The sequence below is a fragment of the Mycobacterium neumannii genome, assembly GCF_002245615.1.
In the GTDB taxonomy this organism is placed as follows: Bacteria; Actinomycetota; Actinomycetes; order Mycobacteriales; family Mycobacteriaceae; genus Mycobacterium; species Mycobacterium neumannii_A.
The window spans coordinates 159,396-181,031 of record NZ_NKCO01000003.1 but is presented as its reverse complement, the minus strand read 5'-3'; the positions used below and the strand labels follow the sequence as shown (position 1 = coordinate 181,031).

Genomic DNA, 21,636 nt, shown 5'->3' with positions numbered 1-21,636 from the left:
GAGAGCGGGGCCGTCTCAGTGGCGGCCCGGGATTCAGCTGCGGTCGCCGTACTCGACCCTGTTGAGCACCGAAGACGCCGGATCGCCCGCTTGCAGAGGAGGCTTGTTGTCCTGCTGCACCATCAGCGTCACACCGAAAACAGCCGCCGCACCCAACAGCAGACCGACCACGATGCTGGCGGCGGCGGGCACGAGGAACCGATCCATGCGGCAAAACTAGCATGCGGCCCATGTGCCCAGCTGAACCCATGTTCTGGCCGCACACGCCGACCACGAGATAGAACTGAGCCACCACAGCCGTTAGTGTCGAGGCCCATGGCCTTGCCCCGCGCATTGTGTGCCCTTGTTGCCGCTCCCGTATTGCTGGTGGCGTGCTCGCCTGCCGCGCAGGAAGCCGCGCCGTCACCGACGTCTGCGCCCATCACCAAGGCGGCCACCGCCGTGCCCGCGGCCCCGGCCGCGCCGGCGGCCCCCGCGTGCGGAGCCGGTGAATCGCTGCTGTCGTCGATGTCGACCCGTGACAAGCTCGCCCAACTGCTGATGGTGGGCGTCTCCAATGCGGGTGACGCACGCGCGGTCGTCGACAACCACCACGTCGGCGGCATCTTCGTCGGCAGTTGGACCGACCTGTCGATGCTGTCCGACGGCTCGCTGGCAGCCATCGCTGGATCGGCGACCCCGCTACCGCTCGCGGTCAGCGTTGACGAGGAGGGCGGCCAGGTGTCGCGGCTGGCCGGGCTGATCGGCAGCCAACCGTCGCCCGCCTCGCTGGCGGCCAGCAGCACGCCTGACGAGGTGTACAACATCGCTCTGAAGCGGGGCCAGGCCATGCGCGGGCTTGGTATCACCGTCGACTTCGCGCCGGTCGTCGACGTCGATGGGGGCGGGTCCATCGGCGACCGGTCGTTCGGCTCCGATCCGGCCGTCGTCACCGACTTCGCCGGCGCGTACGCCCGTGGTCTGCGCGACGGCGGCGTGATGCCGGTGCTCAAACACTTCCCCGGCCATGGGCGCGCCTCGGGCGACTCGCACACGGGCGGCGTCACGACGCCACCGATCAGCGACCTGCAGACCACCGATCTGGTGCCCTACCGGACGCTGACCAGCCAGGCACCGGTCGGAGTGATGGTCGGTCACCTGCAGGTGCCCGGGCTGACCGGCAGCGATCCAGCCAGCCTGAGCCCGGCGGCCTACGCGCTGCTGCGGTCGGGCAACTACGGCGGCCAGCCGTTCAACGGCCCGGTGTTCACCGATGATCTGTCCGGTATGCGGGCCATCACCGACCGGTTCGGGGTCGCCGAGGCGGCGCTGCGGAGCCTGCAAGCGGGCGCCGACGTCGCGCTATGGCTGAGTACCGGTGAGGTGCCCGCCGTGCTCGACCGGCTGGAGAAGGCGTTGGATGCCGGTGAGCTGTCGATGTCGAGCGTCGACGCCTCCGTGCTTCGGCTGGCGGGAATGAAGGGGCCCAACCCGCGCTGCTGATTCCCGCCCACGCCCACTGCTGGTCCCCGATCACAGCCCGCGGCTGACGCCCTGGTGGCGCGCATTGCTTACCCTGGTGGAATGGCCGGAGGTACCAAGCGGTTGCCGCGCGCGGTGCGCGAGCAGCAGATGCTGGACGCGGCCGTGCAGATCTTCTCGGTGAACGGCTACCACGAGACGTCGATGGACGCGATCGCCGCCGAGGCGCAGATCTCCAAACCGATGCTGTACCTGTACTACGGCTCCAAGGAGGAGTTGTTCGCGGCGTGCCTGGATCGTGAGCTGGCGCGGTTCGTCGACGAGGTGCGCAGCCAGATCGATTTCAAGCAGAGCCCGAAAGACCTGTTGCGCAACGCGGTCCTGGCGTTCCTGAACTACATCGACGCGAACCGGGCGTCGTGGATGGTGCTCTACAGCCAGGCGACCAGTTCGCAGGCGTTCGCCCACACCGTGCGCGAAGGCCGGGAGCGCATCATCGACCTGGTGGGCAGACTGCTGCGCTCGGGAACCCGAAATCCCGAGCCCGACACCGACTTCGACATGATGGCCGTCGCCCTCGTCGGCGCCGGCGAGGCAGTGGCGTCGCGGGTCAGCACCGGCGACGCCGGCGTGGACGAGGCCGCCGAGCTGATGATCAACCTGTTCTGGCGTGGCCTGAAGGGCACCCCGTCCGAACATTCGGACTCATCGGTTCACTCTGCGGCTGCGGCACAATTGTCGGAGTAGGCGACGCCCTCGGCGCAGAGTCAACGCGACTACAGTGAGCGCACCGTCCCGAACAGATGCGGCTCGCGCTTCTTCATGTCGCGCAACGTCAGATCCCAGCCGTCGGACACGCGGTCGACGTACAGGCCGGCGTTCGCTGGCAGCACGACCGGCTTGGCGAACTTCACCGAATACTTGACCGCATCCGGCAGCTGACCCTCTATGTTCGCCAGAACCGCTGCCGCGCTGAACATCCCGTGCGCGATGACCGTCGGGAAGCCGAACAGCTTGGCCGCGATCGACTTGGTGTGGATCGGGTTGTGGTCACCGCCCACGGAGGCGTAGTGCCGGATCTGCGCGGGGGTGATGCGCAGCATCGCGTTCGGCGGGCCGAGTTTCGGCGGCTTCTGCGGCGGCGGCTTCGGCTCGTCGGACAAACTCGTCCGCTGCTGGTGCAGGAACGTCGTCACCTGGTGCCACGCCTGCTCATTGCCGACGTTGACGTCGGTCACGATGTCGACCAGCAGCCCTCGGCGGTGCTCTCGCAGATTCTCCGCGTGCACCTTCACCGAGACGGAGTCGGTGACCCCGATCGGGCGGTACTGGGTGATGTGGTTCTCGATGTGCACCGATCCCATTGCCGCGAAAGGGAAGTCGAACCCGGTCACCAACGACATCAACGTCGGGAACGTCAGCGCGAACGGATACGTCAGCGGCACCGTGTCCCCGAACTGCAAACCCGTCACCGACGCGTAGGCCGCCACGTTCTCGGAATCGATGCTCAGATCCTCGACGGTCAGCGTGCGATCGGGCAGAGTCTCGCCACGCGGCACGAACGGCAGGGCGCCCGCCGCCGCGCGCGCCAGGTTCATCAGGCCCGACGGTTGGCTCATGTCACGCCCCCAGCCAGGCCTGGCCGCACACCCGCACCGTGTTGCCGGTGACGGCGTTGGACGCGGGGCTGGCGAAGTAGGCGATGGTCTCGGCGACGTCGACCGGTTGGCCGCCCTGGTACAGCGAATTGAGCCGCCTGCCCACCTCGCGGGTGGCCAGCGGGATCGCCTCGGTCATCTTGGTCTCAATGAAGCCAGGCGCCACCGCGTTGACCGTGACGCCCTTGTCGGCGTAGGCCTCCGACAGGCTGTCGGTCAGCCCGATCATGCCGGCTTTGGTCGCGGCGTAGTTGGTCTGCCCGCGGTTGCCCGCGATGCCGGCCATCGACGACAAGCCGACGATCCGGCCGCCCTCGCCCAGCACACCGTTGCTCACCAGCCCTTCGGCGAGGGCAAGCGGCGCAACGAGATTCACCGCGACGACGGAGTCCCAGCGACCCTCGTCCATGTTGGCCAGCAGCTTGTCGCGGGTGATGCCCGCGTTGTTGACCAGGATGTCGACGCGACCGTCGTAGTGGTCGCGCACGTGCTCGGTGATGCGGTCGACCGCGTCGTCGGCGGTCACGTCCAGGGCCAGCGCGGTCCCCCCGACCTTTGTGGCGGTCACGCCGAGCGCTTCCTGCGCACCGTCGACGTCGATGCAGATCACCTTCGCCCCGTCGCGGGAGAACACCTCGGCGATCCTCGTGCCGATGCCGCGCGCGGCACCGGTGACGATCGCGACCTTCCCGTCCAGCGGCCGGTCCCAGTCCGCGGGCGGAGAAGCGTCGTCCGCACCGATCCGGAACACCTGCCCGTCGACGTAGGCCGACTTGCCCGACAACAGGAACCGCATCGTCGACTCCAGGCCCGTCGCGGCGGGCTTGGAGTCGGGGGAGACGTAAACGAGGTTCACCGTCGCGCCGCGGCGCATCTCCTTGCCGAGCGAGCGGGTGAAGCCCTCGAGCGCGCGCTGCGCGATGCGCTCATGTTCACTGCCCGCCTCCTCGGGGGTGGTGCCGATGACGACGACGCGGCCGGACGGTCCGAGGTTGCGCAACAGTGGGGTGAAGAACTCGTAGAGCCCCTTGAGGCCGCTCGGTTCGGTGATGCCCGTTGCGTCGTACACCAGCGCGCCGAACGAGTCGGCCCAACGACCGCCCAGGTTGTCGGAGACGACGTCGTAGTCGTCGGCCAGCGCGGTGCGCAGCGGTTCGACGAGTCGGCCCTCGCCGCCGATAAGCAGCGTGCCGGCCAGAGGCGGATCACCCGGCTTGTAGCGGCGCAGCGTCTCGGGCTGGGGGATGCCCAGTTGCTTGGCGAGGAACGATCCGGGCGTCGAGTGGACGATTTGCGAGTACAGATCCGATGCCATGAGGACGAACTTACTCCAGAGTAAGAAGGGTGGGTACTATGGGTGCATGCCTAGTGATACCCGCCGACGCGTCGCCATCCTCGGTGGCAACAGAATTCCTTTCGCCCGCTCCGATGGCGCGTACGCCAATGCGTCGAACCAGGACATGTTCACCGCCGCCCTGGGCGGCCTGATCGAGCGCTTCAACCTCGACGGGGAGACGCTCGGCGCGGTGATCGGCGGTGCCGTGCTCAAGCACAGCCGCGACTTCAACCTGATCCGCGAATGCGTGCTCGGCAGCGCGCTCTCGTCCTACACGCCCGCGTTCGACATCCAGCAGGCGTGCGGGACGGGTCTACAGGCGGCCATCTCCGCGGCCGACGGCATCGCCGCGGGGCGCTATGAGGTCGCGGCGGCCGGCGGCGTCGACACCGCTTCGGATGCGCCGATCGCGCTCGGCGACGACCTTCGCCGCACGCTGCTCGGGCTGCGCCGTGCGAAGTCGAACGTCGACCGGCTCAAGCTCGTGGGCAAGCTACCCGCCTCGGTGGGCATCCAGATCCCGGTCAACAGCGAGCCCCGCACCGGCATGTCGATGGGCGAGCACGCCGCCGTCACCGCCAAGGAAATGGGCATCAAGCGCGTCGACCAGGACGAGCTGGCCGCCGCCAGTCACCGCAACATGACCGCCGCCTACGACCGCGGCTTCTTCGACGACCTGGTCACGCCGTTCCTCGGCGTGTACCGCGACAACAACCTGCGTCCCGACTCGTCGGCCGAGAAGCTGGCCAAGCTCAAGCCCGTCTTCGGTGTCCGCAACGGCGACGCGACGATGACGGCGGGCAACTCCACGCCGCTGACCGACGGCGCCTCGGTGTCCTTGCTGGCGACCGACGAGTGGGCCTCGGCGCATGGCATCGAACCGCTCGCCTACTTCGTCGACGCGGAGACCGCCGCTGTGGACTACGTCAACGGCAAGGATGGACTGCTGATGGCGCCGACGTATGCGGTGCCGCGGCTGCTGGCCCGCAACGGCCTGACCCTGCAGGACTTCGACTTCTACGAAGTCCACGAGGCGTTCGCGTCGGTGGTGCTCGCGCACCTGCAGGCGTGGGAGTCCGAGGAGTACTGCAAGGAACGCCTCGGCTTGGATGCCGCGCTCGGGTCGATCGACCGGTCGAAGCTCAACGTCAACGGGTCGTCGTTGGCCGCGGGCCATCCGTTCGCCGCGACCGGCGGGCGGATCGTGTCGCAGTTGGCCAAGCAGCTGGCCCAGAAGAAGAAAGAGACCGGTCAATCGGTGCGCGGGCTGATTTCGATCTGCGCCGCCGGCGGGCAGGGCGTGGCGGCCATCCTGGAAGCCTGACCAGCCCTGCAGGACCGCATCAAATATATTTACGGCAGCGTGTAACGCCCCCCGGAAGCGCGCCGATACACCGGATAGCTCCGTGCTGCCGTCTGACCCCCCGACCCGACGGCAGCACGGGGCTCTTAACTTTTCGGGCCTCAGGCCCGGGCCGTGTTCCAGCAAGCGTGAAGGCTCGCCGCCGGTCGTGCTTCGATGGTGGGGTGCAGACCAGCGTCGCCCTCACCGGGCTCATCAGCGATGCCGACGGCCGCTCGCCGCTTGACGGCGTGCTGGCGAAGCTGACGCCGTTACGCGACGAAGGGTTCCGCCGGGTGTGGATGGCACAGCTGCCTTACGACCCCGACCTGTTGACGATCCTGGCCGTCGCGTTCCGTGAGATCGACACCATCGAGGTGGCCTCGGGGGTGATCCCCATCCAGGTGCAGCACCCCACCCAACTGGCGCAGCGCGCGTTGACACTGAACGCCATCGCGGGGGGCCGCTTCACCCTCGGCATCGGACTGAGCCATCGCATGGTGACCGAAGGGGTGTGGGGCATCTCGTACGACAAACCGGTGCGGCAGATGCGCGAGTACCTCGACGCGCTGCTGCCCCTGCTGGCCGGCGAGCCCGCCGACGCCTCCGGAGATATCTGGACGACCCGAGGTTCGTTGAAGGTGCCCGGCGCTCCGCGGCCCGACGTCTACCTCGCAGCACTCGGCCCGCAGATGCTGCGCCTGGCCGGTCGTCGCAGTGCCGGGACGATGACGTGGATGACGGGTCCCAGGACGCTGGCCGACCACGTCGTCCCGACCCTGCGCACGGCCGCAGTGGAGGCGGGCCGCGACGAGACCTCGGTTCGGGTGGTGGCGTCGTTGCCTATCAGCGTCACCGACGACATCGACGCCGCCCGGGCCGAAGCCGCCGAGGAGTTCGCCATCTACGGACAGTTGCCGTCGTACCGCGCCATGCTCGACCGCGAGGGCTACGCAGAACCCGCGGACGCGGCGATCATTGGCGACGAGGAAACGGTGTCACAGCGGCTCGACGAACTGGGCGCCGCCGGCGTCGACGAGTTCGTCGCCAGCGTCTTCGACTCCGACCCCGAGGCGCGTGCGCGCACCCGGGCGCTGTTGCGGTCCAGGGACGCCTGACCGAAGAAAATTCGCACTGGTGTGATCGAGATCACGGGCGTACGATCGGTCGCACGACGGGTTCGGGAGTGACTTTTCCGAAGAGTCGGCAAGGGTTGAAAGCCGACCGCGCGAGACTGATGTGACGCACCTGGTGTCCTCCCGAACCCGCCCTTATGTGAACTTGATTCCGATGCAAAACGCCCCCGGGAAGAGACCGGGGGCGTTTTGTTTCAGCGAAGCGACTGAAGGCTCTCTTAGAAGGCCGCCTCGTCGAGTTCCATCACCTCGTTGTCGAGGTTCTCGATGATCTGACGCGTGCTGGTGAGCATCGGCAGGAAGTTCTTCGCGAAGAACGACGCCACCGCGACCTTGCCCTCGTAGAAGGCGCGGTCGTCACCGGACACACCCGCGTCGAGCTTGTCGACGGCCACCGCGGCGTGCTGCTGCAGGAGCCAGCCGATGACCAGGTCGCCGACGCTCATCAGGAAGCGCACCGAACCCAGGCCGACCTTGTACAGCTCGGTCGAGTTCTCCTGCGCCGCCATCAGATAGCCGGTGAGCGAGGCCGCCATCGCCTGGACGTCCTCCAGCGCGGTCGCCAGCAGCGCACGCTCGGCCTTGAGCCGGCCGTTGCCCGACTCGTTTTTGACGAACTGCTCGATCTGGCCGGCCACGTGAGCCAGCGCCACACCCTTGTCGCGGACGATCTTGCGGAAGAAGAAGTCCTGCGCCTGGATGGCCGTGGTGCCCTCGTAGAGCGAGTCGATCTTGGCGTCACGGATGTACTGCTCGATCGGGTAGTCCTGCAGGAAGCCCGATCCGCCGAGCGTCTGCAGGCTCTCGGTCAGCTTGGCGTAGGCCTGCTCCGAGCCGACACCCTTCACGATCGGCAGCAGCAGGTCGTTGACCCGCGCCGCCAACTCGGCGTCCACCTCGTGCACGGCCTTGGCGACCGCGGCGTCCTGGTAGGTCGCCGTGTAGAGGTACAGCGCGCGCAGACCCTCGGCGTAGGCCTTCTGGGTCATCAGCGAACGACGCACGTCGGGGTGGTGCGTGATGGTCACGCGCGGAGCCGTCTTATCGGTCATCTGCGTCATGTCGGCACCCTGCACACGCTCCTTGGCGTACTCGAGCGCGTTGAGGTAGCCGGTCGACAGCGTGGCGATTGCTTTGGTGCCCACCATCATTCGAGCCTGCTCGATGACCTCGAACATTTGCGCGATGCCGTTGTGCACTTCGCCGACGAGCCAGCCCACAGCGGGAACCCCGTGCTGCCCGAACGAAAGCTCGCAAGTCGCGGAGACCTTGAGGCCCATCTTGTGCTCGACGTTGGTGACGAACACACCGTTGCGCTCGCCGGGTTCACCAGTCTCGGGGTCGAAGTGGAACTTCGGCACGAAGAACAATGACAAGCCCTTCGTGCCGGGTCCGGCGCCCTCGGGGCGAGCCAGCACCAGGTGCATGATGTTCTCGCCGAGATCGTCGGCGTCACCGGAGGTGATGAAGCGCTTCACCCCGTCGATGTGCCAGGTGCCGTCGGGTTGCTGCACGGCCTTGGTGCGGCCGGCGCCGACGTCCGAGCCGGCGTCGGGCTCGGTGAGGACCATCGTCGAGGTCCAGCCACGCTCCGCGGCCAGCACGGCCCACTTCTTCTGCTCGTCGGTGGCCTGGTTGTAGAAAATTTGCGCGAAGCCGGCGCCCATCGCATACATGTAGACCGCCGGGTTGGCGCCCAGCACGTGCTCGACCAAAGCCCACTGCAGGGCCCGAGGCATCGGCATACCGCCGAGTTCCTCCAGGACGCCGATCTTGTCCCAGCCGCCGTCGACCAGCGCCCGCACCGACTTCTTGAATGACTCCGGAAGGGTCACCGTGTGCGAGTTGGGGTCAAAGACCGGGGGATTGCGGTCGGCGTCGGCAAACGACTCGCCGATCGGGCCCTCAGCCAACCGGGCGATCTCGCCGAGCATCTCGCGGGCGGTGTCCACGTCCAGTTCGGCGTAGTCACCCTCGCCAAGCGCCTTGTCAACGCCGAAGACCTCGAAAAGGTTGAATACCTGGTCACGAACGTTGCTCTTATAGTGGCTCACGGTTCCTCCTCGGTGAGACGGCCACTGTTGGTTGGGTACTTTTTGCTTAAGTTACCCACCAGTAACTGCCCGAACTATACCCATCAGTAACTTCAACTCAAACCACCTCGAAACAATTTCCGGGACCTAACTAACCCCCCAGTTGGTCGGGGAACCAAATCCGCAGTTGACAGGTGTCTGGCCAGGCGTTGATGCCCATTGTGAGAATCGTCACGCGGGTCCGGATAGGGTGTTGCGATGCTTCGTATCGCGGTCTGGGGGACGGGCAACATGGGGGCGGCGGCCATCCGCTCAGCGGCGGCCTTTCCGGGCTTGACACTGGCCGGCGTCATCACGTCATCGCCGGACAAAGCGGGCAAGGACGGCGCCGCGTTCGCCGGACTCGACGGGTCGACCGGCGTCACCGCCACCACCGACGTCGACGCGGCGCTCGCCGACTGTGATGCCGTCGCCTACATGGCTTCCGGCGACATTCGACCGGACGACGCCGTCTCTGACATCGAACGCTGCCTGCGGACGGGCAGGCACGTGGTGACGCCGTCGCTGTACTCGCTCTACGACCCGCGTTCGGCGCCACCTGAATGGGTCGACCGGCTCACCCGCGCCGCCGAGGAGGGCAACTCCACGCTGCTCGTCAGCGGCGTCGACCCGGGCTGGGGCAACGACGCGCTCGCGGTGATTGCCGCCGGTCTGTGCACCAGGATCAACAGCATCCACTGCCAGGAGATCTTCGACTACTCCACCTACAACCAGCCGTTCGCGGTGAAGGTGTCGTGTGGTTTCGGGGGGTCCATGGACGAGACGCCGATGATGTTGCTTCCGTCGATCCCGACGATGGTGTGGGGCGGCAACATTCGGCTGGTGGGCCGCACCCTCGGAATGGAGATCGACGAGATCGCCGAGGAGGTCGAACGACGCCCGCTTGAGGAGCCCGTCGATACGGTGATGGGCCGGTTCGAGAAGGGCACCCAGGGCGCGTTCTGGTTGAAGGTGATCGGAAAGTCGGGCGGACGCGAACGAATCGTCATCGACCACATCACCCGCATCCACTCATCGTGTGCGCCGGACTGGCCGTATCCCGACGAGGGCGTCGGCGACCACCGCGTGATCATCGACGGCGATCCGCGATTGACCATCACGACGCGCGCCGACGTGCCCGGCGGGACCCGCGCCGACGGCGGCAACACCACCGCCGCCAATCGGCTGCTCGGCGCGCTTGCCTGGCTCGTCGAGCAGAAGCCGGGCATCTACGACGGGCTCGACGCGCCGCTGCAGACGACGCTGCCTCCCGAGGTGCAGGCGCAGCGCTGGGCATAGCACTCTGGCGTACCTCTCCTTTGACCAGCGCTCTTCTGATGAGAGGACGAACACAACTGTGCGCTCGGCGGCATCAGGTGGCGTCCGGAATCGCTTGCGGCTCAGAATTCATCTGCGGTTCCAGAGCTTCTGTTTCCGAAATCATCTGGGTTTGCAGAGTTACCGTCTCCGAAATCGCTTCCGTCTCCGAAGTTTCCGTTTGCTCGGCGTCAGGCAGTTGGCCAACGAGGTACTCGGCTAACCCGCCGATCGTCGGATAGTCGAACACCGCGGTCGCATTGATCGTGAACGCGCCGCCGAACTGGCTGTGCAGCCGGTTGCGCAGTTCGATCGCCATCAGCGAGTCCGTCCCGAGATCCAGGAAGCGGCTGGTCGCCGCGGGTGGCTGTGCCAACCGCAGGAAGTTCTGCACCTCGCGTTGCAAGAACTCGGTGACGAAGGCGGCGCGTTGAGGTACCGGGATCTCCTGCAACTGGCGCAGCAACTCACTGTCACCGGTCGTTTCACCTTCGGCGCGAGGCAGCACGAGGTCCAGGATCGGTGGACGGGCAGCCCCCAATATCTTTGCGGCCCGCTGCCAGTTGGCCTTCACGACGGTCGCCTGGCTGGTGCCGTTGGTGACAACTTCGGCCAATGCGCTCAGTGCCGCCGACGGTTCCAGCGGTACCAGGCCCTGTGCGTTGAGGTTGTTGCGCACGGCTTCCGACGATGCCATGCCACCTTCGGCCCACGGGCCGAAGTTGACCGACGTGGCGGGTAAGCCCTGTGCGCGACGACACGCGACCAGCCCGTCGAGCAGTGCATTGGCTGCCGCGTAGTTGGCCTGTCCGGGTGATCCAAACACGCTGGAAACCGACGAGGAGACGATGAAGAAGTCGAGATCATCAGCTCGCGTGAACCGGTCCAAGTGTAATGCGCCAAAAGCTTTGGGCCGCAGTGTTGTCCGGAAGCGGTCGAGGCTCTGTTGAGGAAGCAATGCGTCGTCGAGCACGCCGGCAAGATGCACCACGCCGGCGAGTGGGGGCAAGTCCTCGCGGATCCGTTGCAAGAGCTGAGCAACCTCGGACTCGTCGCCGACATCGGCCGCAAAGATGTGGATACGGCACTTGTAGCGCTCGGTGATCTCGTCCACCGTGCGCCGCGCGTTCGCATCGGGCTCGCGGCGGCTGGTCAGCACGATGTCACCAGCGCCCAATTGCGCCAGATAGGCGGTGGTGTGCAGACCGATCGCCCCGAGCCCGCCGGTGATCAGATAGCTTCTATCGGACCTTGCCTGCAGCGGGTTCGGTATCTGCATAACGATCTTCCCGATGTGCCGGGCTTGCTGCATGCGGCGAAACGCTGCCCTTGCCTCCGTAATTGGATAGATCTCAGCGGGCAGTGGCGTCCACTCGCGGCTTGCCATCCCATCCGACACCTCAGTCAACAAGCGCTTGACGTGGTCAGGGTTTTGCAAGGCGGTGAGGTCCAATGCGACGATCTCGTAAGCAATATCGGGTCGGGCCGCCGCCATCTGCTCAGGTGTCCAAATGTCGCGCTTGGCGATTTCGGCAAAGCGACCGTTGAGCGCGGTGGCCCGCACGGTGGCTTCGACGAATCCCTCGTTGGTCAGGCTATTGAGGACGACATCGACGCCTGAACCATCGGTGTCCGCCAAAATCTGGTCCGCGAAATCCGTAGTGCGCGAGTCGTAGACGAACTTGACGCCCATTTTGCGCAGCGTCGCACGCTTGTACTTACTGGCGGTCGCAAAGACGATGGCTCCGTGTTGCTGCGCCATTTGAACCGCGTATAGGCCGACACCGCCGCTGGCGGCGTGAATGAGCACGCGGTCACCGGCTTTCAACTGCGCCCAGTCAAACGCGAGCCGTACCGTCAGCGCCGCAGCGGGGATGGTCGCTGCCGCAACCGCGCTTAGTCCCTTCGGCAATGGCGCCACCAGCTGGAGCGGGACATTGAATCGGCTGCAGAATGCGCCCTGCATGAATCCGTAGACGCGTTGGCCCACTTCAACGCCTGTGACGCCGTTCCCCAGCTGCGTGACAATACCGGCGAAATCCCCGCCGATAGGCCCAGGATCACCCGGGTACAGGCCGAGTACGTTGAGCACATCTCGGAAATTAAGCCCCGCAGCCTCCACCTGAACCTGCACGTAACCATCGCCCGGTGGTGACAACTCGGTTTCAGTCAGACGCAGATTGTCGATCGCGCCGCGTTCGGTCGGCGCGAGGACGTAGTCCCCCGAGCGGGGAACGGTGAGATGGCCGCTGCGCGCCCAGGGCAATAATCTCGAGGCCAAAAGCTTTCCCTGCCGGATAGCCAGCTCGGGTTCGTCGATCGCCGCCGTCAACAGGTTGGCGAGTATGCGCACCGCATCCGGTGATCCGTCGCTATCGACCAATCTGCAGCGCAGAGCCGGTTCCTCATTGATAGTGGTGCGCCCGAGTCCCCACAAAGCGGCCTGTAAGGGATCAACCGGTTCGCCCGACTCAGTGGCCACGGCCCGCTCGGTGACGACCCAGACACCACCGGGAAGCTTTACACCGCCGCTTCCCGAATTCGCTTGAACGGTGTGCACAGCGCTGAGGAGGTTGACGATCTCGGCTTCGAGCCGCGCGACAGCTTCAGCGCTCGTCTCCTCCGTCTGAGGCACGGACGCGCGCCAAACGACACCGGAGAACCCGACACCGCGGTCGTACGCGTCTACCAACAACGTCCCCAACGTCGCCGAATCGGTGGTCCGGTCGAATGAAGTGCAGCCGGGGACAGTGCTGGCAAGTTCATCGAATCCGGCGATCAGCCACGTCCCATTCGCCGGGACGGCGGAATCATCGAGCGGCGCTAGCGGCACCTCGTGCCAGCCAAGGGTATAGAGCAGCCGGGTGGCGTCCCCACCTAGGCCCCGAAGTAGCGCCTCACGTGGCGCCCGCTTGACTGTGAACTCGCGAATTCCTCCGAGGAGCCGACCGTCTCGATCGACGAAGTCCAGATCGAAGACTTGAGTCTCATTGTCGACGCCGCTGGCGTGCCACTTCGCCCGGCAGTAGAACCTGCGTGGAATCCTCTCCTGCAACCACACTTGTCCGTACCGCAACGGTAAGAACATGTCGTTGACGCCTCGTTCGAGAGCGAGATGCGACGGAAATGCCGGGAAGGTGACACCGGTGCACAGATCCATCAGCACCGGGTGCATCGGCTCGGTGCCGAGGTGCTCGGCCAGCATTTCGCCGACGAGAATGTCGCCAATCGCCTCGCCCTCACCGACCCACAGTGACTTCAGGGAACTGGACCAGACCGGCCCCCAAACCAATTCCGCGTCAGCGAAGGTTTCGAACAACTCTTGGGTGCGCATGCGCCCCAGCCGCTCCACCACTTCACTGATTGGTTCAGTGCTCTGCGCTACCGGTTCATCGCTCACAGCGGAATCGGCGCTCAGGACGGTGCCGTCGGCGTTCAACGACCATTCGGCATCACGAACTCCGTACGGTCGACTATGCAGTTTGAAGCTCACATCTCCGCCGTCCTCGAGCGGATGCAGCGTCAGCTGTACTTCGCGAGAAGCCTTCTCAGGCAGGATAATCGGTTCATAGAAGAAGATGTCTCTGGCCCGGGCCGGCGCTCCGGCGGCGGCTAAGACCATGGCCACGTACGTGGCACCCGGAACAACGACCGTTCCGTAGATGACATGGTCGGACAGCCAAGGCTGTGTCTTGACGGACAGCCTTGTGGTGTAAACGGAGTCGCCGGAGGCGAGATCCTTCGCGCTCCCGAGTAATCCGGATGTCGCGGGTCCATCCACCGTGATGCCTGACGTCTTGGGCCAGAAGCGGCGGCGTTGGAACGGATATGTTGGCAATTCGACTTTGGGACGGCGCTGGCGGTTGAGCGCAGCGAAATCGAGGCGGTGACCGCCCACGTACGCCGCGGCCACCGCCTCCGCGATCTGACGGCGGTCATCAACGCCTTTCCGCAGTGAGACCACTGCCCGCGGTGCAGGCATGTGCTCCGGCCAGATCTGCACCGCGGCGCCGGTTAGCACCGGTTGCGGACCGATCTCCATCAACACCGAACATCCGAGCGCGGCTGCGGAGCGCACACTTTCGGCGAATTGCACCGGCTGGCGGGAGTGTCGCCGCCAGTATTGTGCATTCAGCGGCGTTTGGGTGGCGAGCACAGCACCGGTGCGATTACATACCAAGGGGAGCGTCGGTGCGGCGAACTGCAATTGCTCTGCGTACGACTCGAATTCGTCGAGCACCGGTTCCAACAGCTCAGAGTGGAAGGCGTGGCTGGTATCCAGCCAGGTGCAACGGATGCCTTCATCACTGAATTTCGCGACTATCTGCTCCAGATCCTCGCCGGGACCGGAGAGGACTGTGTTCGGCCCGTTGTAAGCGCCGATCGACACTCGTGTGAACTCACCGGCGATATCCTCGACATGCTTCGCGTCGGTGAAGATCGCTACCATGCGACCGCCTTCGGGCAGGCTACCGAACAACCGGCCGCGCTCGGCCATCAGCCGTGCCCCGTCTTCTAGGCTCAATACCTCGGCCACACAGGCCGCCGCGTACTGTCCGACGCTATGACCGAGGACGACGTCGGGTTCAACGCCCCACGACTGCCACAGCCGAGCCAGGCCCATCTCGACCGCAAAAAGTGCAGGTTGCGCAAATGACGTGTGCTGTAACACTTCTGCATCGTCACGGTTTGTAGAAAAGAGGACATCGAGCAGTGGGCGCGGAAGCATACCGTCAACCGCGTCCGCGCAACGTCGTACCGTTTCAGCGAAAACCGGTTCGGCACCGTACAACTCGCGAGCCATGCCCGGATACTGACTTCCCTGTCCCGTGAACAACCACGCGGTCGTCGGTCGATCGGCGCACTCGCCACGCAGGACACCTGGGCGTTGCCGGTCCTCGGCCAACTCGGTCACGCCCTCACGGGCGCTCTGGAGCGAATCGACGACCAACGCAGCCCGATGCTCGAAATGGGAACGGCCCGTCCCCGCGGTAAGGCACACATCAGTGAGGTCGACGTTCGGATATTTATCGAACCAGACCCTGTACCGCCGGGCCAAGGCGATCAGAGCTTCGGGAGACCGCGCGGAAAGCGGCAATACGTTGACCGGTTGCTCATTTTCTGAGGACGCCGAGGACGTTTCGGTCGGCGCTCCTGCTGCGCCTTCAGCGACCTCAAGCGGCGGTGCTTCCTCAATCAGCACATGAGCATTGGTGCCGGTGAAACCAAAAGAACTCACGCCGGCACGGCGCGGCCTCCCGTTGGTCTGCCACGGAATTGCCTCATCGACGACTCGCACCGGCAGCGAATCCCACGGGATATGCGGCGAGGGGTTGTCGAAATGCAGGCTCCGTGGCAACAATCCGTTCTGCAAAGACAATACGACTTTGATCAAGCCAGCTGCTCCGGAGGCGGATTCGAGGTGACCGACGTTGGTTTTGACCGATCCCATCAGCAAGGGTCGGTTCTGATCGCGTGAGGCGCCGTAGACCGCTGCGGCCGCTTGCACCTCGATCGGATCGCCCAACGGCGTGCCGGTCCCGTGCGCCTCGAGATAATCGACATCGTTGCCCGTTACACCCGCGCGGGCTAGCACAGAAGCGATAAGCCGTTGCTGCGCGCCGCCATTGGGCACTGTCAAGCCACTGGAAGCGCCATCCTGGTTGACTCCGCTGCCAGAGATCACCGCCTGGACACGGTCACCGTCGCGGAGCGCGTCGCTCAACCGCTTGAGCACCAGAACGCCGCAGCCTTCACTGCGCACATAACCGTCAGCTGATGCGTCGAAAGTCTTGCAGCGACCCACAGGAGAAAGCATCCTGGCGCGCGATGCGGCGATCACCGTCACCGGGCTCAGCAGAACGTTCACGCCACCGGCCAGGGCCATATCGCAATCACCGGTGTGCAATGCCTGGCAGGCTTGATGGACCGCCACCAACGCCGAGCTACATGCGGTATCAACCGCGACCGCAGGCCCCTCCAGGCCAAGGGCGAACGCAACGCGGCCGGATACCGCATTGAGCGCGTTGCCGGTGATGAAGTACGGCTCGATTTTGTCGACCGACTCGGAGGACAGCAGATGTGCGTACTCGTTGGCCGCAACTCCCATGAAGATGCCGGTTCGGCTGCCGCGCAATGTCGCTGGCGCATACCCAGCCCGTTCGAGACCCTCCCAAACCGTTTCGAGCGTCAGCCGCTGCTGTGGCTCGATCCAGACGGCTTCGCGCGGAGAGATACCGAAGAATTCGGGGTCGAATCCGTCGATGCCATCGAGGAAACCGCCGCATCGCGTGTAGATCTTGCCCGGTGTCTCGGGATCGGGGTCGTAGAACTCGTCGATGTCATAGCGATCCTCGGGGACTTCGCGGATCGCGTCGACACCGTCAGAAAGTAAGTCCCAAAAAGCTTCTGGGTCTGGCGCGCAGGGAAAGCGGCACGACACCGCGATAACCGCGATGGGCTCGTCTGTACGCGTCCCCAATGACGAGGCCTGCGGGGTGGGAGCAGCTTGCTCGCCGAGGCCCAGTACGTCGTCGAGCAGGTACTCGGTTACATCGGACAGGCGGGGATGATCCATCACCAGCGTGACAGGAATCTCACGGCCCACTCCCTGTTCGAGGCGCCGCCGCAATTCGACGGCCATCAGAGAATCCATGCCGAGGTCGAAGAATCCTGTGTCTTCGCGGACTTGGCCGGTCTCTACCCGCGTCACATCTGCTACCGCGTTGCGCAAGTAATCGGTCAAGAGCTTCTTGCGTTGCTGCACCGGGGCTTTGACCAGCCGCTCGACCAACTCTGTGTTACCCGATGGCAGCACAGGCGTTGCCGGCTGGTCGGTAGGCGCCTCTGCGGCCAGCTGCTGCAAAAATGCCCGCCTACCTGATTGATCGTAGAGCGGCAGGAAACGATTCCAGTCGATCCGGGCCACCACTGCTTGCACGGAAGACGCTGTGATCACATCAGCGAACCCCGCAAGTGCGTCGGCAGGGGATAACGTCTTGACACCCCGTTGATCCAACCGTGCGCGGGACTCCGCGTCCGCCATGCCGGATGCCCAAGGGCCGAAATTGACGCTGAATCCAGGGACACCTCGCTCGCGCATACGCCAGGCCAACCCGTCGAGAAAGGCGTTCGCTGCGCCGTAGGCCGTTTGACCGTATCCGCCCCATACCGACGCGATCGACGAGGTGCTAATAAAGAAGTCTAGGTGGAGCGTGGCAGCTGCTTCACTTAAATGCCAGGCGCCCAGAGCCTTCCCCGCAAATACCCGATCCATTTCGGCTTGCTGTGACTCGGAGTCCCCGGTGAGCGGAGTGGTTCCCACCTCCCCCGCTGCGTGGACAATACCGGCCAGCGGCGGCAACTCGGTTTGCATTGTGCTCAACAGGTCCCCGATTGCGTCCGCGTCGGCGACGTCGGCGGTCATGACATGGATTTCGCAGCCATGGCGTTCGCTCAATGCTTCGATGCGTTGTCGGACAGAATCGGCGGGAGCGCGGCGACTGGTCAGCACCACCTGCCTGGCACCCTGTGTCGCGAGGAAGTCGGCGATCTCCAGTCCTATCGCACCGAGTCCTCCAGTCACCAAGTAGGTCGCATCATCGCGGAGTATCAGCGGTGTACCGCTCGGCTGACCGGCGCGCCGTACCAGTCGCGGGACGTAAGCTTCGTCGTCGCGAAGGGCAAATTGGTCATCTCTGAGAGCGGACTCGCTTGAGGACTCGACCCGTTGGAGCAACCGAGACCACTCGTCGGCTCGGATCTCCTTGCCTTGCGGTAAGTCTGCTAAACCGCCCCAGACCTGTGGTAGCTCCAGCGCCGCGGCGCGACCGAAGCCCCACAGACAGCTTTGATCCGGTGCTACGACATCCCCGTCCACGACTCGCTGGGCACCCTTGGTCACCATCCATATCGGGATGCGCACACCACTCGCGCTCGCTGCGCGAAAGAGCCGTCGTGTTGCGCTCAAGAATCGGTGTTGCATCTGCAGGAGTGACTGCAACGACGGTGTGGTCTCGGAGCCGACGGTGGGAACATGCAGGATCCGGACCATCGAATCGTCCGCGGCCGCAACGCGTAATTCGTCGGCGAGATGTTCCTCGTCGGAGTCGGACACGGGCAATCCGACGATCCGGTGCCGATGACCGCTCGTCGTCAAGGCCTCAATCAGAGGTCGTACCGTATCGGCAGTCTCGGTGATCAGAATCCAGGTGCCCGTCGCAGCGGCAGCGCTGGAAGTGGAAGTACCGGCTTTCTCCCAACACACCTCGTAGCGGTCGTCAGCGATGGAGTGACTCGCTCGTTGTCGGTTGTGCTGCGACGCGAGCTTGGTCAGCACATCGATGGTCCGGTGGTCGTTATCCGGCCCGTCGAGTAAGGATGCAAGTTCTTCGATCCGGCCGTCCTCGAGAAGGCGGACGGTGTCGGTACGGGGCCCTTCGAGGTTCTGCTGTTGGTGAGGACGCTCCCGGTTGTCTCGATACCAATATTCGCGATGCTCGAACGGATAGAGGGGTAGGTCGACCTTCCGTGCTCGGGCATGCCTCATTGCGCTGAAGTTGGGCAGGTGGCCCAACACATAAGCCTCGGCAACCGCTTCAATGATCTGGCGTTGGTCGGGAGTGTTCTCTCGCAGGGACGCGATCACCCGTGGCGTGGTGGACGGATCCGGCCATGCCCCCAGGGCCGCGGCGGCGAGTACGGGTCGGGGGCCGATTTCGAGCAGCACCTTGCAGTTCTGGTCGGCAAGGGTTCGGACGCTCTTGGCGAACTCCACGGGTTGACGCGCGTGACGGCGCCAGTAAGTGCCATCGAGTTTCACGCTTCTGCCAAGCGCAGCACCGGTTCTGTTGTCGATGAGGATTCGTTGGGGTGAGTTGAATTGGATCCGCTGCGCTGTCGCCTCAAAGTCATCCAGGATCGGCTCAAGCAGCGCCGAGTGGAACGCATGGCTGGTTTCGAGCCAGTCGCATCGGACACCGTCAGCGACTAGGCCAGCCACTGCCTTCTGCAGATCCTCTGCGGGACCAGACAATACGGTGTTCGTGCCGTTGTACGCGGCTACCGACAAGCTGGGGAACTCATCGGTCTGAGTCTCGACAAGATCGGCGTCGGCGAACACTGCGGCCATTCGGCCGCCGGAGGGCAAGCTAGCGAATATGCGTCCGCGCTCGGCCATCAACAGGACGCCGTCGTCGAGGCTGAAAACACCCGCGAAACAAGCCGCCGCATATTGGCCGACGCTGTGACCGACGACGACGTCTGGTTCCAACCCCCAGGACTGCCAGAGAGCGGCCAAGCCCATCTCCACCGCGAATATCGCAGGCTGTGCATAGGAGGTCTGCCTCAGCGTGTCTGCGCTGGCGGGAGTGTCCTGATCGAAAATGACCTCGAGCAAGGGCTTTTCGAGGATACGGTCCGCAGTAGCTGCACACCGTTGTAGCGTTTCGGCGAACACCGGCTCGGTATCGAACAACCCGCGCGCCATCCCGGGGTATTGGCTGCCCTGGCCGGTGAACAGCCACGCCGTCTTCGGCGCCTCCGAGGATTCTCCGCGCACCAGACCTGGCGCTGGCCGGGACTCTGCGAGTGCACCGAGCAGCTCAATGGCGGATTCTCTTGAGTTGGCAACGATTGCGGCCCGGTGTGTCAGGGGCGCTCGACCCGCCCCAGCGGTGTAACACACGTCCGCGAGGCCGGCCTCCGGGTGTGCGCTCAACCAATCGCGGTATCGCGCGGCGACCTGTGCCAACGCGGACGGTGTTCGCGCAGAGAGCGGGAGAAGATCGAACTGCCGGTCCGCTACATGGACGACCGGACCCTTGACGGACCGCGTTGTCTCCATCGGAGCTTCTTCGACGATGACGTGAGCATTTGTGCCTGCGAATCCGAATGAGCTGACTCCGGCGATACGTGGCACGCCGTTGCGTTTCCACGCAGTGGGGTCCTTGACTACCTCGACCGGGAGCCGGTCCCACGGAATGTGGGGTGAGGGATGTTGGAAGTGAAGGTGCTGCGGCAGTAACTCGTTCTCGAGCGCCAGGATGACCTTGATGACACCCGCGATACCTGCTGCTGCCTCCAAGTGGCCGATGTTCGTCTTTACCGACCCAAGCAGCAGCGGGCGGTTCACGTCGCGTCCCTCGCCGAGCACCGCACCTGCCGCCTGTGTCTCGATCGGGTCGCCCAGCGAAGTCCCGGTACCGTGCGCCTCCAGGTAGCCGACCGCACCGGGTTCGACGCCAGCTTGCTTCAACGCATCAGTGATAACGCGTTGCTGGGCAACGCCATTGGGTACGGTCAATCCGCCCGACGCACCGTCTTGGTTGATTGCGCTGCCGCGGATCACGGCTCGAATCCGGTCACCATCCCGAACCGCGTCCTCAAGTCGCTTGATGACGATGACGCCGCAACCCTCACCCCGAACATAGCCGTCGGCGGCCGCGTCGAACGTCTTGCAGCGACCGTCGGGCGCGAGCATGTGTGCGCTGGAGAAGGTGATCATGGTGGCGGGAGTGAGCAGAAGGTTCACTCCGCCGGCAAGGGCGAGATCACATTCGCCCAAACGCAGCGCTTGGCACGCCTGATGGATAGCAACAAGCGACGAACTACACGCTGTGTCGACCGCGACCGCAGGTCCCTGTATTCCCAGCCTGTAGCTGATCCGACCCGCCGCCGCAGCGTGCGACGTCCCGATGGCCATGTAGGCCTCGATTTCCGGATAGGTCAGCTCGTCGGACGCCATTCCGAGGTAGTCGTGAGTCGACATGCCCACGAAGACCCCGGTTGTTGTGCCGGCTAAAGCCGTTGGCGCAGTTCCCGAATGCTCCACTGCGTGCCAGGCCGTCTCCAGCAACAACCTATGTTGCGGGTCCATCAACCTGGCCTCGCGTGGGGAGACGGCGAAGAACGGTGCGTCGAAACCCGTTGCATTGTCAATAAAACCGGCACGACGGGTCACGATCTTGCCGGGCGCGTCCGGATCCTGGTCGAAGAATTCATCGACGTCCCAACGATCCGCCGGCACCTCCGACACCGCGTCGCGGCCGTCGCGCAGCACCTCCCAGAACTCGTCGACGTCTCTGGCGCCCGGGAAGCGCGCTGCGTATCCGATGACTGCAAGATGCGGAGCCGGCTCGGTCGGCTGTGCGGCGGATGCGGATGCCATGCGTGGTCCTCCCTTGCGTCGGCGAAGAAGGTGGCCGCTGAGGCATCTCTCACGCCGAAAAATGCATGTCCGCAGGGGACACTATGGCATCTCCGCGCGCCATATGGGTGTGTTGGTCTTCCGATGTTCGACAAACGTCGAGCGGCC

The 21,636-nt window shown here is 64.8% G+C and carries 10 protein-coding genes; 5 read left to right on the top strand and 5 right to left on the bottom strand.

The window, feature by feature from the left end; translation table 11 throughout:
* Window positions 1-33: 33 nt before the first annotated feature.
* Window positions 34-207, bottom strand: coding sequence for a DUF2613 domain-containing protein (locus CEX88_RS05460; protein WP_066810839.1), 174 nt, complete (start codon window positions 205-207; stop codon window positions 34-36).
* 108 nt (window positions 208-315) lie between these two features.
* On the opposite strand from CEX88_RS05460, the gene CEX88_RS05455 reads away from it, so the two are divergent.
* A complete protein-coding gene (locus CEX88_RS05455; RefSeq protein ID WP_202931379.1) occupies window positions 316-1,482 on the top strand; it encodes a glycoside hydrolase family 3 N-terminal domain-containing protein in 1,167 nt (388 codons plus the stop codon).
* An 81-nt stretch (window positions 1,483-1,563) separates the two neighbouring features.
* Complete coding sequence (locus CEX88_RS05450; RefSeq protein WP_064399973.1) at window positions 1,564-2,208, top strand: TetR/AcrR family transcriptional regulator; 645 nt, start codon at window positions 1,564-1,566, stop codon at window positions 2,206-2,208.
* 29 nt (window positions 2,209-2,237) lie between these two features.
* On the opposite strand, the gene CEX88_RS05445 is transcribed toward CEX88_RS05450, so the two are convergent.
* Together CEX88_RS05445 and CEX88_RS05440 are read right to left on the bottom strand one after the other, a co-directional pair.
* Complete coding sequence (locus CEX88_RS05445; protein WP_094292685.1) at window positions 2,238-3,080, bottom strand: MaoC/PaaZ C-terminal domain-containing protein; 843 nt, start codon at window positions 3,078-3,080, stop codon at window positions 2,238-2,240.
* Window position 3,081: 1 nt separating this feature from the next.
* Entirely contained in the window at window positions 3,082-4,434 is a 1,353-nt protein-coding gene (locus CEX88_RS05440; RefSeq protein ID WP_094292684.1) for a 3-oxoacyl-ACP reductase, read from the bottom strand.
* Window positions 4,435-4,480: 46 nt separating this feature from the next.
* Between CEX88_RS05440 and CEX88_RS05435 the strand changes: the two genes are divergently transcribed.
* Both CEX88_RS05435 and CEX88_RS05430 read left to right on the top strand, forming a co-directional pair.
* Complete coding sequence (locus tag CEX88_RS05435) at window positions 4,481-5,779, top strand: acetyl-CoA C-acetyltransferase (RefSeq protein ID WP_094292683.1); 1,299 nt, start codon at window positions 4,481-4,483, stop codon at window positions 5,777-5,779.
* 203 nt (window positions 5,780-5,982) lie between these two features.
* On the top strand, window positions 5,983-6,915 hold the full coding sequence (locus CEX88_RS05430) for a TIGR03564 family F420-dependent LLM class oxidoreductase (protein ID WP_094292682.1): 933 nt from the start codon (window positions 5,983-5,985) through the stop codon (window positions 6,913-6,915).
* A 236-nt stretch (window positions 6,916-7,151) separates the two neighbouring features.
* On the opposite strand, the gene CEX88_RS05425 is transcribed toward CEX88_RS05430, so the two are convergent.
* Entirely contained in the window at window positions 7,152-8,987 is a 1,836-nt protein-coding gene (locus CEX88_RS05425) for an acyl-CoA dehydrogenase (protein WP_094292681.1), read from the bottom strand.
* 237 nt (window positions 8,988-9,224) lie between these two features.
* On the opposite strand from CEX88_RS05425, the gene CEX88_RS05420 reads away from it, so the two are divergent.
* Complete coding sequence (locus tag CEX88_RS05420; protein ID WP_066848039.1) at window positions 9,225-10,304, top strand: NAD(P)H-dependent amine dehydrogenase family protein; 1,080 nt, start codon at window positions 9,225-9,227, stop codon at window positions 10,302-10,304.
* Window positions 10,305-10,377: 73 nt separating this feature from the next.
* Here the strand turns inward: CEX88_RS05420 and CEX88_RS05415 are convergent, their stop codons facing one another.
* Entirely contained in the window at window positions 10,378-21,489 is an 11,112-nt protein-coding gene (locus tag CEX88_RS05415; protein ID WP_094292680.1) for a type I polyketide synthase, read from the bottom strand.
* Window positions 21,490-21,636: the final 147 nt, after the last annotated feature.

Bases quoted from the DNA above. Each gene is read 5' to 3' on its own strand.
- CEX88_RS05460 (WP_066810839.1), bottom strand. From the start codon at position 207: ATGGATCGGTTCCTCGTGCCCGCCGCCGCCAGCATCGTGGTCGGTCTG.
- CEX88_RS05455 (WP_202931379.1), top strand. From the start codon at position 316: ATGGCCTTGCCCCGCGCATTGTGTGCCCTTGTTGCCGCTCCCGTATTG.
- CEX88_RS05450 (WP_064399973.1), top strand. From the start codon at position 1,564: ATGGCCGGAGGTACCAAGCGGTTGCCGCGCGCGGTGCGCGAGCAGCAG.
- CEX88_RS05445 (WP_094292685.1), bottom strand. From the start codon at position 3,080: ATGAGCCAACCGTCGGGCCTGATGAACCTGGCGCGCGCGGCGGCGGGC.
- CEX88_RS05440 (WP_094292684.1), bottom strand. From the start codon at position 4,434: ATGGCATCGGATCTGTACTCGCAAATCGTCCACTCGACGCCCGGATCG.
- CEX88_RS05435 (WP_094292683.1), top strand. From the start codon at position 4,481: ATGCCTAGTGATACCCGCCGACGCGTCGCCATCCTCGGTGGCAACAGA.
- CEX88_RS05420 (WP_066848039.1), top strand. From the start codon at position 9,225: ATGCTTCGTATCGCGGTCTGGGGGACGGGCAACATGGGGGCGGCGGCC.
- CEX88_RS05415 (WP_094292680.1), bottom strand. From the start codon at position 21,489: ATGGCATCCGCATCCGCCGCACAGCCGACCGAGCCGGCTCCGCATCTT.